Here is a 12,339-nt window from a genome sequence, read left to right as displayed (position 1 = left end):
GTTAAAGCGTGAGTACTGCAATGTCACAAAATCGTGGGCTCGGCGCTGCGATTTGGGATTATTTGACAACAGTGGACCACAAGAAGATTGCCCATCTTTATTTGGTCGCTGGTGGCCTGTTTTTCCTGATCGGCGGGCTTGAAGCGATGCTAATTCGTATTCAGTTGATGAGGCCGGATAATGACTTTATCTCAGCTGGATTATACAATGAAATGATTACGATGCACGGAACGACGATGATATTCTTGGCTGCTATGCCGCTAATATTTGCTTTAATGAACGCAGTGGTGCCGCTGCAAATCGGTGCAAGAGACGTAGCATTTCCATTTCTGAATTCCCTCGGATTCTGGCTGTTTTTATTCGGAGGAATTATGCTGAACGTTTCATGGTTTACAGGAGGAGCCCCTGATGCTGGTTGGACAAACTATGCTCCTTTATCTACAACTTCAGCAGGACATGGTGTAGATTATTATGTCATGGGTCTTCAAATTTCAGGTGCAGGTACATTAATCGGAGGGATTAACTTCCTCGTAACGATTGTTAACATGCGTGCACCAGGAATGACGTATATGCGTATGCCTTTATTTACATGGGCATCTTTTGTTACAAGTACATTAATCTTATTTGCATTTCCGGCTTTGACTGTCGGTTTGTTCCTCATGATGTTTGATCGTATGTTTGGTTCTGTATTTTTCGATACAGCTGCTGGAGGTAACGCAATTATTTGGGAACACTTATTCTGGATCTTTGGACACCCTGAAGTTTATATCCTGATTTTGCCGTTGTTCGGTGCATTTAGTGATATATTCTCAACATTTTCTAAAAAACGGTTGTTTGGTTATTCTGCAATGGTTTTTGCAACCGTACTTATTGGGTTCCTTGGTTTCATGGTTTGGGCACACCATATGTTTACAGTGGGTATGGGACCGATTGCTAACTCCATCTTTGCTGTTGCGACGATGGCAATCGCAGTACCAACAGGGATTAAGATCTTTAACTGGATGTTTACAATGTGGGGTGGAAATATTCGCATGACTTCCGCAATGCTGTGGTCCGTAGCATTTATTCCTTCATTTACAATTGGAGGAATGACAGGGGTAATGCTTGCTGCAGCTGCAGCCGACTATCAATACCACGACACATATTTTGTAGTTGGACACTTCCACTACGTAATTGTCGGCGGTGTAGTATTTGGTCTTTTTGCTTCCCTGCATTACTGGTGGCCTAAAATGTTTGGTAAAGTACTTAATGAAAAACTTGGCAAGCTTGCTTTCTGGCCGTTTTTCATCGGTTTTCATCTGACATTCTTTATTCAACACTTTTTAGGATTAATGGGGATGCCTCGACGTTACTGGGTTTTCCTTGAAGGACAAGGTCTTGAAACAGGAAATATTATAAGTACGGCTGGTGCCTTCTTAATGGCAATCGGTACAATTATTTTCTTAGTTAACGTAGTTTATACAGCTGTGAAGACTGAAAAAGTGAGCGGGGATCCATGGGATGGCAGAACACTGGAGTGGTCAATTCCATCACCACCGCCGCACTACAACTTTGTACAAACTCCGCTTGTTCGCGGACTTGATCCATTATGGATAGAGAAAAGTGAGGGCAAGAAAGGGATGACACCTGCAGAACCTCTGGGTGATATTCATATGCCGAACGCTTCTATTTTACCTTTCATGATGTCACTAGGCTTGTTTATAGCTGGCTTTGGATTTATCTATCAAGTGGATGATAAAGGCTGGCTAGCTCTTGTGTTCATTGGAATGGGAATCACACTCGGATCGATGCTGACGCGTTCAATTAAGGACGATCTTGGGCACCACATTCATAAAGCAGACCTTGAAAAAGATATTGAAAAGGGGGCTGGCCGATAATGAGTCATGAAGATGTGTTGAATCCAAAACAAATGCCGCATGATCCAGAAAAAGCCACCCTCGAAGGGAAGAATAAGTTTCTAGCCTTCTGGTTTTTCTTAGGTGGAGAAACCGTATTATTCGCAAGTTTATTCGGAACTTATTTGGCATTAAACCGTTCGACTTCAGGTGAAAACACACCTGAGCACTTATTCGGACTTGAGTTGGTATTTATTATGACGATGCTGCTTTTAACGAGTTCATTGACCAGTGTATACGCGATGTATCACATGAAAAACAATGATTTTAGAAAAATGCAGCTTTGGTTAGGAATTACTGTGGCATTAGGTTTAGGATTTTTAGGTTTTGAAATATATGAATTTGTGCATTATATCCATGAGTACGAATTTACTTTCAGGTCTTCAGCTTTTGGTTCTGCTTTCTATACGTTAGTCGGTTTCCATGGTGGCCACGTATTGTTTGGCTTAAGCTGGATTGTAACCTTGATGATTCGTAACTCTAAGCGTGGTTTGAACCTTTACAACGCCCCGAAGTTTTATATCGCCAGCTTGTACTGGCACTTTATCGACGTTGTGTGGGTATTTATCTTTACTGTCGTTTACTTGATGGGAGTGGTATAAACAATGTCAAATCACTCGAATATGACACAACAGCAAGACGAATTTGTGAAGAAGCAGCATAAAGAAGAGATGAAGCAGCAGGTAATTAGTTTTGCGTTAATGATTCTCTTTACATTTATCGCTTTTGGAATGGTTATACTTGATATCGGTTCGGTGTTTCTAATTCCTACCTTGTTACTGCTTGCGGTCGTTCAGGTGCTTTTCCAGCTTTATTATTTCATGCATATGAAGAATAAAGGGCATGACATGGTAGCTGTAATGATGTATGGAGGGTTAGGAGTTGCCATTCTGACAATCATCACATTTACTACAATTATATGGTGGTAATTAAAAGAGACCGGTTTATCCGGTCTCTTTTTTTATGAGGGGTATCTATCTAATAGTTATTTACACATGGTTATGTCTAATTTATGAACATTAAAAAAACTGTTGAGGAAGACTCGTTTTTTAGAAGAAATTTCGTTAGAATAGAAAAGAATCCTGTAAAAGAAAAAGAGGTGAAATGCCTGTGTGGTTAGAACTGCAGATATTTGGGTTCAGAGCATTATGGAGTCCATACTATTTATTATTTATACTCGCCATGTCAGCGCTTTATTTTTATATAACAGGTCCCAGACGTAAACAAGGAGAAGAGTGGCCGACAATCGGCCAGCAGATTATGTTTTACGCTGGTATGCTTCTGCTTTATATAGTAAAAGGATCGCCGGTGGACTTGCTTTCTCATATTATGTTTACAGCGCATATGACGCAGATGGCCCTTTACTACTTACTGTTTCCGATTTTAATTATTAAAGGTATTCCATTATGGATTTGGCATAGGGTCTTTGCCGTACCAGTTGTCTCCTCCATACTAAAAGTGATGACGAAACCGCTCGTATCTTTACTTGTATTTAATGGGGTCTTTTCGATTTATCATATGCCTGGTATTTTCGATTACGCAAAGTCAAATGAAATAGCCCACACTTTAATCACGACGTTTATATTACTTACAGCCTTTTTCATGTGGTGGTCCGTATTTAGTCCCATTAAAGAGATGGACCGTTTAAGCCCAATTTTAAAAATCGGTTTCATTTTTGCAAATGGTGTATTAATCACACCTGCGTGTGGGTTAATTATTTTTGCGGGCACACCTTTATATGAGACATACACTCAATCCGGAGCCTGGCTCCAGGCGATGAGTTTATGTGTTCCTGGTGATGTGTTGGCAGGGATTTCAAGTTCGTTAAGCGGCCCTGAATACTTTACACCGATGCCATTAGTAGAAGATCAGCAATTGGGCGGGATTATTATGAAAATTACTCAGGAAATTATTTTCGGTATAATTATTGCTCAAATTTTCTTTAGCTGGTTTAACCGTGAAAGAGATACAATTGACCCGTTACCTGCAAACGCTCAGACGGAGTCATAATTTCAGAGGAGAGAGTCTTTCTTATGTAAAGTTTGACTCCTTTTTCTGTGAATTGATTTTTGAAAGAGGAGAAAATTGACATGCCGTTACTACCAACTTTAAGCACGTTTTTCATCGTTCTCAGTGCCATACTTGTCGCTATTGGATGGGTATTGATTGCAAAAGATAAAAGAGCTGCTCATAAAAGGACGATGGTGGCTGCTGCTATCAGCGCATTGACCTTTTTCATTATTTATCTAAGTCGTACTGTATTTGTAGGCAATACAAGCTTTGGCGGGCCAGATGACATTAAAATATACTATACGATCTTTTTAATCTTTCACATAATCTTAGCAACAACCGGCGGAGTATTTGGATTAGTGACTCTTCGTGTTGCTTTTAAGCGGAAGATTTCTAAGCATCGAAAAATAGGACCTGTGACGAGTATTATATGGTTTTGTACAGCAATAACAGGAGTTATGGTTTATTTATTATTATACGTTCTTTATGACAGTGGAACGACTACAAGTATGATGAGAGCTATTTTTGGATTTTAATGAAGGCAGTCAGTTTAAAAAACTGGCTGTTTTTTCTTTATTATTGTTTAATGATAAAGAATATAAGGAATATAAAACAGTATAATGGACTTATTACATAAATAGAAAGGGAGTAGAATGATGGAGTTATTATCTGCTCGACTAAAATATATCCCGGTTACAATTGATTTAGCTCAAACGATTATGAAAAATCCGCTTGCATTTTATTACAAGTACCAACTTCCATGGAACCGGAGCTGGCCACATGATGGGCTGAAAGCGATGCTGCCCTTTTATGTAGAATCTTTAGAAGAAGATTCCAATCATTTGGGCTTTGGCCCCTGGATTATTATGGATATTGATCAGGAAAGAGTCATAGGAGATATAGGTTTTAAGGGAATTCCTGATCAGGAAGGAACAGTAGAAATCGGATATCATATTGTTGAAACTGAGCGTAATCAAGGGTATGCGACAGAGGCTTTAAAAGCCATGTGTAAATGGGCTTTTGAAAACGAGCAAATACGTAATGTAGAAGCTCAATGCGGCAAGTCTAACATTCCTTCTCAAAAGGTCCTGATAAATAACGGATTTGCTCAGACGCTGTCAAATCGGGATATGTTCACTTTTCAAAAGAATAAGCAAAAAGAGAGCAAGGAAAGTACGCCTTCACGAAAAGAAATATAAAAAACAGCACGGCACTAAACTGAATATAGCTTAAAATCATCCGAACGATTCTGAAAGAATCAGTTCGGATGATTTATGAAATGAGACACTACACCAACACTCCGTTAATATACTCTACTTTCCTGCGGGAGATTCGACTCGTGCTGTTCCCGCAGGAACCTTCTCATTATGACTAAGTAAATCATCTGTGTTTATACGAATATTCGTTTTTGACCTCCCTGCCTTACTTAAGTCCCGGATTCATTTACAAGTCATCTGTCGACCAACATACATAAACCTGATTCAATAAAAGAAAGTGAATAAACCCGGCTTCTTCGTTCGTATTCGCGATTCTTGAGGGATAGGTCTGTTTTCTTTATCTTAAAAAGAAAATAGTGGGTAAAGTCATCGACGGATGACTTTACCCACTATTTTTAGTATGTCTGTTATAATTTAAAGTTCCATCGGATAATACCTGCTTCTTTTGCAGAATTAAAAGCGATGACAAGAAGTGGACCTAAAATAAAGCCCACTAAACCTATTAATTGAAGACCAATATACATCGCAATAAGAGTAGCTAATGGAGAAAGTCCGATGTGGCGTCCCATTACTTTAGGTTCAACGGTTCTTCTTATGGCCAGTAGAATAATGGCCAACACAGCCAGCTGTCCTCCCATTGCTATGTCGCCGACAATGAGCATATAGAGCGCCCATGGTCCTAGAATGACGATGGAACCGATAATCGGAATGAAGTCTACAATCCAAATAATAAGAGACATAACGATTGCAACTTCTGGAGTAATCCAAAACAGTCCGATTAAACATACGACGAAGATAACGATACTTACAAGAAATTGAGCTTTTAAGAAACCAAACACTACGTATGAAAGCCTGGCATTCATAAATTTTACTTTTTCTGAAGTCGATTCAGTAAAGTTGCCATGCATTTTATCCTTTAAGCGAGGCAGTTCAAGCATGAAAAGGAATAACGCAATTAAATAAACGAGAAAGCTGATTAAATACTCAGGGATTTTAGCAGCAAAGGCTGCAATGTTACTGAGCTGAAGCTTCTGGCTTAGTGTCTGTGTCGTTGTGTCAATTGTATTTTGCAGCTCAACAGAAACTTTATCAACAAATTCACTGGGCATATTCTGCGTGAAACTGTTCATGTTGTTCTGCCAGTTGATTAATACATTATTGATTTGATTTATATAGGTCGGGGCATTATCTGCCAGCTCCACTAGCTGAGTAACGGCACGAGTGACAGCATAAGTACCTAATAACCCAATCATGATGACAAACAATAAAAAAACAATCGTGACAGCCATTTTTCTATTGAGCCTGAATCTAAACTGCATCCACCGGACAGCGGGGTTTAGAAAGAGGGCTGTAATTAACGCGATGATTAAGGGAACGGATACAGGTAATATAAAATATCCTGCAATGAGAAAAACGATTCCCAATAATAATAGAATCCACTGTCGTTTCGAAAGGTAGCGGAACAATGTAAACTGAATCCTCCTTCTAAAAAGTAAAATGTGCTTTGACTCTTAAAAAAAGCCGCTCACCTGAGCAAGGTGTGCGACTCCTTATCATAAGTATGAATACTTATGAATTTTGGTACTGAGCTACCGCGTCCTTTAGTTTTTCCACTGCGTTCGTAGCTCTTTCCATCAAGTTTGCAGGAAAATCTTCTTGTTCGCCGTATTCAACACCGTGTGGATAATAATGTTTACCAAGAATAGGTGTGACTAATTGAATCACAGCGTTTCCACGATCGACATCTCCTTCAACGGCATATCCTTGAATACGAATATAATACGTAATATTTTTTTCAGGGGCGCTTACTTTGTAATCATAAGTGACGCGTTCGTAATCCCAGGATCCACCTAATATGAAACCATTATTTTCCATAATTTGAGTAAGGGGCTGTAAATCAACCACAAGTCCCTCAATACCAGTACCTTCAAGCTTCATTTCTTCCACCTCACAAATTTTATGTATCTTGTATCATTTTATTATGAACGAGTACAAGTTGCAATTGATTGAACGCTAAACTTACATTAATTTAGTGAACATCGTCTCTTATATGCATCTCCATTATGATGCTTGCACTACCTTATTATACAATAAATAATTCCAGTATGCATGAGTGAAACTTTCGGTTTTGGAGATACTAACCATTGATATTGACTAAAAGAGGAGGATCTTCATGAAAAAAGTGAGAGACATTATGACTACGGATTTATCTGTCTGTCAATCAAGCAGTTCATTGTTTGATGCAGCAAGTATGATGAAACAGAAAAACGTAGGTTCTGTGCCGATCTGTGATGAAAATGGTCAACTTATGGGTATGGTAACCGACCGTGACCTGGCGATACGAGGATATGCGAATCATAGTGCTGATTCAACCCCTGTTCAAGAAGTTATGAGTGATCACTTATATAGTGTAACTCCTGACACAAGCCTGGAAGAAGCTAGTCAAATGATGGCAGAACATCAAGTGCGACGTCTGCCAGTAGTTGAAAACGGAAAATTAACCGGAATGATTTCTCTAGGTGACCTTTCTACAGAAGAAATGTCAGATGAAGCGGCAGGCGTTGCTTTGCACGATATTTCTGAACCGCCGGAGCTTCATTAATTTATGTGTGGACGGCCGTATCGGTCGTCTTTTTTACGTTTGAACACCTTAAGAAAAGCTGCATAGGCTATAATGTAGTCTATGTAGCGAGGTGTGAACATCAATGAGTGAACACAATTTGCACCCTAGTGTTCAGAAGTTTAAAGCATTTGTTAACCGTCATCCTTCATTAAAACAACAGGTGAGAAAAGATCATACTCGTATTCAACATTACTATGAGAAATGGATGATTCTAGGGGAGGATGATCCATATTGGGATGAAGTATCAGGTGAAGATCAAAAGGAACGGTTAACGAAGAAAGAATGGATGAGGCAGTTTGGTGATTTACTTCAGGAAATCGACTGGGAGGATGTTTCTAAACACATTGATGACCTCAATGGGGCCATCGGGCAAATCCAGCAGCTGATTTCAAACGTGCAGCAGGAGAAACAAAAGACGGAACGACGTCCGCCTATCCAGTTTCCGTATTATTAATTATTAACGGCAGATGGAATTCATATTTCATTCTGCCTTTCCTTTTGGTATGATGAAAGTGGAGGTGGGCATATATGTTAGCCACTATGGAAATTGTAGATCTTTTAGATCGTTCAGAAGCCATTGGCCAAATGATAATGGATTCCGAGGTAATGGATCATTATCAAGAGACAAAAAGACAGCTGGAATCGGATAAAGAAGCTCAGTCATTAATTCGAAATTTTAATCATATAAAAGATCAATACGAGGATGTACAACGTTTCGGCCGCTATCACCCGGACTATAACGATATTATGAAGAAGGTCCGCAGTGTTAAAAGAGAAATGGACATGCATGAGACAGTGGTCCAATTTAAGAAAGCAGAAAGAGAAGTTCAAAGGCTGCTGGATGAAGTGAGTCAAAGCGTTGCTTTTAGTGTAAGCGAACAAATTAAGGTTCCTCGTAACGGTATGGTGTTTGATTCAGGCTGTGGCTGTGGAAGCGGCGGCGGATGTGGTTGTGCTTCTTAGAGTTAAGTCTTTTAAAGTTATGATTGTTGTCTTTGAACAGGACAGGTACGATACTCTAAACTTTTAAAAAAGTAGGGAAACTATATGAGAACAAAACGCCAGGGTCTCATCGTTTATTTTCAGCATATGAAAAACATAAGGCAGATTAAAAAACACGGCCATTTAATTCACGCTTCGAAAAAGCAGAAATATGCCTTGCTTTATGTTGATCAAGAAGACGTGGATTTTAAAATGGACAAGTTGGAACGATTCCCTTTTGTGTCTCGCGTTGTATTATCTTATAAACCTGAGATTCGCACGAATTTTGAAAACGCGAAACCAGATAAAGCAAAACAATATGATTACAAGATGGGAATATAAAAAAGCGTTCGTCAAATAGACGAACGTTTTTTTTGGGGGGAAGTATAAAACACTAGTGTTGCTTGCAAGAACAAGTATTATATTAAATGCCATTAACTTAATGGAGAAAGTCTTTTATTTGTTCGTAAAATTCCAATTAAGTAATTATAATAGAGTTCATTTTCTGGAAAGACATTGGAAGGTTTAACGGTATATTCGATCACCTGATGCCCGGCATCTTCACTCATGTTTTTGAACAATTCAAAGCGCTGATTTGGTTTCTCGTGAGGATTAGGTATACCTTCTCTGCATATATAAATAGGCTGAAATTTTTGTTCCGATGTAGGCTTCATAATTAGGGCTAAAGAAGCTGCTGACTGTCCTGATTTTTCACTATAGAAGGCAAGTGCATATTGAATTCTTTCAGGCATTCGTCTTCCAAGTTCTACAAGTTCATAAAGGTCCGTATATCCTTGGCCTAGTTCAATGAATTTTTGAATCATATTTTATCCTCCTGCGATAGCTGTGTATTTAGGTTGAGTCTAATGTAACTGTAGCATTAATTATTGAAATTGTGAAAGCAGTAAAGATAGAGAACGCAAAAAAATAGGGCTGTCCATAGACGGACAGCCCTTCTTTTTGCTTTCAAACGTTGAAGCAAAAAGCAAAGGGAGAGGAGAAACCGGTAGAAGAACTTATGGGGAAATAAGTCTTCTCCGTTTCCAGAAGCAAAAGTCCTGCTTCTGTTACAAGTATGACCTATTCTTAAAAATTTATACGGGGAATAATGTATAAAAATCAAAAGTTTCCAGCCAGTGCTGATTTGTGGTAGGATAATTGTGAATATAGAGAGGAGGGGCTTATGATGAGAGTGATTGCTGGAGATCATAAAGGCAGACCGCTTAAATCTGTTCCAACCCACAAAACACGACCAACGACCGACAAAGTAAAAGAATCCGTCTTTCAGATGATCGGCCCCTATTTTGATGGAGGAGCAGTGTTAGATTTGTTTGCAGGGAGCGGAGGTCTTGGAATAGAAGCGTTAAGCCGAGGTGTAAAATCCTGTGTGTTCGTGGACCAACAACCAAAAGCAATTGAAACGATATATGAGAACGTTAATATGCTTAAACTAAATGAGCAGGTTGAAGTATATCGTGCAGACGCCTTACGGGCACTTAAAGCCGCCGGCAAAAGAGAATTAAAGTTTAATTACATATTCTTAGATCCTCCATATAAGAAATTTTCTTATGAGGATTTAATTGCTAAAGTGTTGAATTACGAATTGCTGGCAGATGGAGGGACGATTGTTTGTGAACATGATGCTTCCGAAGAAATACCCGAAAAAGTGAAGAATATAACATTAATTAAAACAGAAAAGTATGGAAGTAATATAGGTGTATCTATTTTTAAGTAGGAGGTTTATCTAATGACGAGATTAGCAATATGTCCTGGCAGTTTTGATCCTGTCACGTATGGACATATCGATATTATTCAACGTGGAGCGCAAGTATTTGACCACGTAACAGTAGCTGTTTTTAACAACCAAAGTAAATCTCCATTGTTTAATGTAGAGGAAAGAGTGGCTCTTCTGCAGGAAGTCACAAAACATTTTGATAATGTCTCGGTTGACGCGTGCAATGGGTTGTTAATGGACTATGCTGAAGAAAAAAATGCTCAAGCGATTATTCGAGGACTCCGAGCGGTTAGTGATTTCGAATATGAGATGCAAATCACTTCCATGAATCGAAAGCTAAATCAAAAAATTGAAACGTTCTTTATGATGACAAACAACCAATACTCTTTTTTAAGCTCAAGCATTGTTAAAGAAGTTGCCAAATACCGAGCGAATATATCAGACTTAGTTCCGCCGCCCGTTGAAGAAGCTTTAAAAAAGAAATACGAAGCTTAAAGCAGTTACTGTTGAGGGTAAAACCTCTGGCCGCTGAAAAGGGAATTTTTTTAGTATAAATCATCCGAACTGATCTCATTAGAATCGGTCGGATGATTTTATGCTTTATTCAGTTTTATTACGCCCTGTCCAGTTTTTTGCAGCTTAAGAAAAACGCTAGAGCAATAGCTGCAATGGTGAAAATGGGTCCGTACATATACATGAATTCTAAGTACGAATGGTTGTGATGCGCGGTTATATTCGAAACGTTAATAGTGTTTGAACTAACGATATCCGTCGTATAATAAAGGACAGTGACAATTAACACCGCTGTTAGTCCGTGAATGATCCGTGCCATAAAATAGGGAGCGAATCGAATATCGGTATCAGCTAATAAGCTGGCAATTTGAGCTTGGATGGAAAAACCATGGAAGCCGAGCATAAAACTTGCAAGACATAACTGAGTAAGCAGTGGAGCATTAGATGAAGTAACTTCTCCAATCCCAGTAGTAAGCTCTAGTAAACCGGTTAAGATCGGGAAATGGAGATCGGACGGTACACGGAATAAGTGTAGAAATTGATAGGATAGGTCTAGCAGAAAACTTTGTTTAAGAATTCCAGTGAGCACGGAAAACATAATTATAAATCCTCCAATGAGAAGAAGGGTTTGTACAGATTGAATAACTGCGTCTCCTAATAGTTTTCCAAAAGGCCTCCCATCATTTATTCGGGATTTATGTATGGATAAGAAGGCTTCTTTAAGTGAGAAGCTGGCCGTCCGATAGGAAGACCTTTGATCTCTGTAACCATAAAATCTCATGAGAAAGCCTACGATAATACAACCTCCATAGTGGGCAGCAGCCAAAAGGAAACCTAAACCAGGGTCCCCGAAAAAGCCAACACTGACCGCACTAAGAATAAACAGTGGACTTGAGGCGTTTGTGAAAGCTACGAGACGCTCAGCCTCTATACGAGTTACTTGTCCATTTTTACGCAGTTCCCTTGTCCATTTTGCGCCTGCCGGATATCCGCTCGCCATTCCCATTATCCATACAAATCCTCCTGAGCCAGGCACATTAAACAGCGGTCTCATAAACTTCTCTGATAGGATGCCCACTCCGTGTACAATCCCTAGTCCAAATAACAACTCTGCTACGATAAAAAAAGGTAATAAGGAGGGAAAGACAATCGACCACCATAAGTTTAAACCTTTCGTACTTGAAGAGAGCGCCACATCAGGCATTTGAATCAGGGAAATCGTAAGATATATAATAAAAATAGTTAATAATAATGTTTTTACATATGCCAGATGAATCACCCCGCAGCATTCTCGTTTTCTGTACTTCTAAAATCATCCATAGTAAAATGATTATAGATTTCTTATCTCTTTAACCTATTTGTACG

General features: G+C 39.1%; 16 protein-coding genes. 12 read left to right on the top strand and 4 right to left on the bottom strand.

All coding sequences use genetic code 11. The features are described from left to right. Window positions 1–8: 8 nt before the first annotated feature. The 6 genes from ctaD (at window position 9) to ACGTNH_RS11885 (ending at window position 5,104) form a co-directional block, all read left to right on the top strand. Window positions 9–1,877 (top strand): cytochrome c oxidase subunit I, encoded by a 1,869-nt coding sequence (gene ctaD / locus ACGTNH_RS11910; protein ID WP_394587068.1) that lies wholly within the window; start codon window positions 9–11, stop codon window positions 1,875–1,877. Then, on the top strand, window positions 1,877–2,497 hold the full coding sequence (locus ACGTNH_RS11905) for a cytochrome (ubi)quinol oxidase subunit III (protein WP_394587067.1): 621 nt from the start codon (window positions 1,877–1,879) through the stop codon (window positions 2,495–2,497). Before ctaD ends, ACGTNH_RS11905 begins: the two co-directional genes overlap by 1 nt. A 3-nt stretch (window positions 2,498–2,500) precedes the next feature. Beyond that, entirely contained in the window at window positions 2,501–2,824 is a 324-nt protein-coding gene (gene ctaF, locus ACGTNH_RS11900) for a cytochrome c oxidase subunit IVB (protein ID WP_394587066.1), read from the top strand. A 181-nt stretch (window positions 2,825–3,005) separates the two neighbouring features. Beyond that, window positions 3,006–3,905, top strand: a complete 900-nt coding sequence (ctaG, locus tag ACGTNH_RS11895) for a cytochrome c oxidase assembly factor CtaG (RefSeq protein ID WP_394587065.1) — start codon at window positions 3,006–3,008, stop codon at window positions 3,903–3,905. A gap of 80 nt (window positions 3,906–3,985) precedes the next feature. Continuing rightward, window positions 3,986–4,441, top strand: coding sequence for a DUF420 domain-containing protein (locus ACGTNH_RS11890; RefSeq protein WP_394587064.1), 456 nt, complete (start codon window positions 3,986–3,988; stop codon window positions 4,439–4,441). A gap of 120 nt (window positions 4,442–4,561) precedes the next feature. Further along, window positions 4,562–5,104 carry a GNAT family N-acetyltransferase gene (locus tag ACGTNH_RS11885; RefSeq protein WP_394587063.1) on the top strand — a complete coding sequence of 181 codons (543 nt, stop codon included), beginning with the start codon at window positions 4,562–4,564 and terminating at the stop codon, window positions 5,102–5,104. A 425-nt stretch (window positions 5,105–5,529) separates the two neighbouring features. Here ACGTNH_RS11885 and ytvI read toward each other — a convergent pair whose 3' ends face one another. Continuing rightward, window positions 5,530–6,588, bottom strand: a complete 1,059-nt coding sequence (gene ytvI / locus ACGTNH_RS11880; RefSeq protein ID WP_394587062.1) for a sporulation integral membrane protein YtvI — start codon at window positions 6,586–6,588, stop codon at window positions 5,530–5,532. A 103-nt stretch (window positions 6,589–6,691) separates the two neighbouring features. After that, window positions 6,692–7,060 (bottom strand): YugN family protein, encoded by a 369-nt coding sequence (locus tag ACGTNH_RS11875; RefSeq protein WP_394587061.1) that lies wholly within the window; start codon window positions 7,058–7,060, stop codon window positions 6,692–6,694. A gap of 235 nt (window positions 7,061–7,295) precedes the next feature. Between ACGTNH_RS11875 and ACGTNH_RS11870 the strand changes: the two genes are divergently transcribed. The 4 genes from ACGTNH_RS11870 to ACGTNH_RS11855 all read left to right on the top strand — a co-directional run bounded on the left by ACGTNH_RS11870 (window position 7,296) and on the right by ACGTNH_RS11855 (window position 9,068). Then, window positions 7,296–7,724: a CBS domain-containing protein gene (locus ACGTNH_RS11870; RefSeq protein WP_394587060.1), complete on the top strand. Its 429-nt coding sequence runs from the start codon at window positions 7,296–7,298 to the stop codon at window positions 7,722–7,724. Between the two features lie 103 nt (window positions 7,725–7,827). After that, entirely contained in the window at window positions 7,828–8,199 is a 372-nt protein-coding gene (gene ylbD / locus ACGTNH_RS11865) for a spore coat protein YlbD (protein ID WP_394587059.1), read from the top strand. Between the two features lie 74 nt (window positions 8,200–8,273). Then, window positions 8,274–8,708 carry a YlbF/YmcA family competence regulator gene (locus tag ACGTNH_RS11860; RefSeq protein WP_394587058.1) on the top strand — a complete coding sequence of 145 codons (435 nt, stop codon included), beginning with the start codon at window positions 8,274–8,276 and terminating at the stop codon, window positions 8,706–8,708. An 84-nt stretch (window positions 8,709–8,792) separates the two neighbouring features. Next, window positions 8,793–9,068 (top strand): YlbG family protein, encoded by a 276-nt coding sequence (locus ACGTNH_RS11855; RefSeq protein WP_394587057.1) that lies wholly within the window; start codon window positions 8,793–8,795, stop codon window positions 9,066–9,068. Between the two features lie 92 nt (window positions 9,069–9,160). On the opposite strand, the gene ACGTNH_RS11850 is transcribed toward ACGTNH_RS11855, so the two are convergent. After that, complete coding sequence (locus ACGTNH_RS11850; RefSeq protein WP_394587056.1) at window positions 9,161–9,550, bottom strand: DUF7147 family protein; 390 nt, start codon at window positions 9,548–9,550, stop codon at window positions 9,161–9,163. Window positions 9,551–9,912: 362 nt separating this feature from the next. Between ACGTNH_RS11850 and rsmD the strand changes: the two genes are divergently transcribed. Then, on the top strand, window positions 9,913–10,461 hold the full coding sequence (gene rsmD / locus ACGTNH_RS11845) for a 16S rRNA (guanine(966)-N(2))-methyltransferase RsmD (RefSeq protein WP_394587696.1): 549 nt from the start codon (window positions 9,913–9,915) through the stop codon (window positions 10,459–10,461). 12 nt (window positions 10,462–10,473) lie between these two features. Then, window positions 10,474–10,956: a pantetheine-phosphate adenylyltransferase gene (gene coaD, locus ACGTNH_RS11840; RefSeq protein ID WP_394587054.1), complete on the top strand. Its 483-nt coding sequence runs from the start codon at window positions 10,474–10,476 to the stop codon at window positions 10,954–10,956. Between the two features lie 118 nt (window positions 10,957–11,074). On the opposite strand, the gene spoVV is transcribed toward coaD, so the two are convergent. Further along, window positions 11,075–12,253, bottom strand: a complete 1,179-nt coding sequence (spoVV, locus tag ACGTNH_RS11835) for a dipicolinic acid transporter SpoVV (protein WP_394587052.1) — start codon at window positions 12,251–12,253, stop codon at window positions 11,075–11,077. Window positions 12,254–12,339: the final 86 nt, after the last annotated feature.

Source organism: Halobacillus sp. B23F22_1 (assembly GCF_043497005.1).
Classification (GTDB): Bacteria; Bacillota; Bacilli; order Bacillales; family Halobacillaceae; genus Halobacillus_A.
The sequence above is the reverse complement of the archived record's forward strand: the minus strand, read 5'-3'. Positions and strand labels throughout refer to the sequence as shown.

What these genes read in the sequence shown, in the direction of transcription:
- ACGTNH_RS11905 (WP_394587067.1), top strand. Translation starts at nt 1,877, where the DNA reads ATGAGTCATGAAGATGTGTTGAATCCAAAACAAATGCCGCATGATCCA.
- ctaF (WP_394587066.1), top strand. Translation starts at nt 2,501, where the DNA reads ATGTCAAATCACTCGAATATGACACAACAGCAAGACGAATTTGTGAAG.
- ACGTNH_RS11890 (WP_394587064.1), top strand. Translation starts at nt 3,986, where the DNA reads ATGCCGTTACTACCAACTTTAAGCACGTTTTTCATCGTTCTCAGTGCC.
- ACGTNH_RS11885 (WP_394587063.1), top strand. Translation starts at nt 4,562, where the DNA reads ATGGAGTTATTATCTGCTCGACTAAAATATATCCCGGTTACAATTGAT.
- ACGTNH_RS11875 (WP_394587061.1), bottom strand. Translation starts at nt 7,060, where the DNA reads ATGAAGCTTGAAGGTACTGGTATTGAGGGACTTGTGGTTGATTTACAG.
- ACGTNH_RS11870 (WP_394587060.1), top strand. Translation starts at nt 7,296, where the DNA reads ATGAAAAAAGTGAGAGACATTATGACTACGGATTTATCTGTCTGTCAA.
- ylbD (WP_394587059.1), top strand. Translation starts at nt 7,828, where the DNA reads ATGAGTGAACACAATTTGCACCCTAGTGTTCAGAAGTTTAAAGCATTT.
- ACGTNH_RS11860 (WP_394587058.1), top strand. Translation starts at nt 8,274, where the DNA reads ATGTTAGCCACTATGGAAATTGTAGATCTTTTAGATCGTTCAGAAGCC.
- ACGTNH_RS11855 (WP_394587057.1), top strand. Translation starts at nt 8,793, where the DNA reads ATGAGAACAAAACGCCAGGGTCTCATCGTTTATTTTCAGCATATGAAA.
- ACGTNH_RS11850 (WP_394587056.1), bottom strand. Translation starts at nt 9,550, where the DNA reads ATGATTCAAAAATTCATTGAACTAGGCCAAGGATATACGGACCTTTAT.
- rsmD (WP_394587696.1), top strand. Translation starts at nt 9,913, where the DNA reads ATGAGAGTGATTGCTGGAGATCATAAAGGCAGACCGCTTAAATCTGTT.
- coaD (WP_394587054.1), top strand. Translation starts at nt 10,474, where the DNA reads ATGACGAGATTAGCAATATGTCCTGGCAGTTTTGATCCTGTCACGTAT.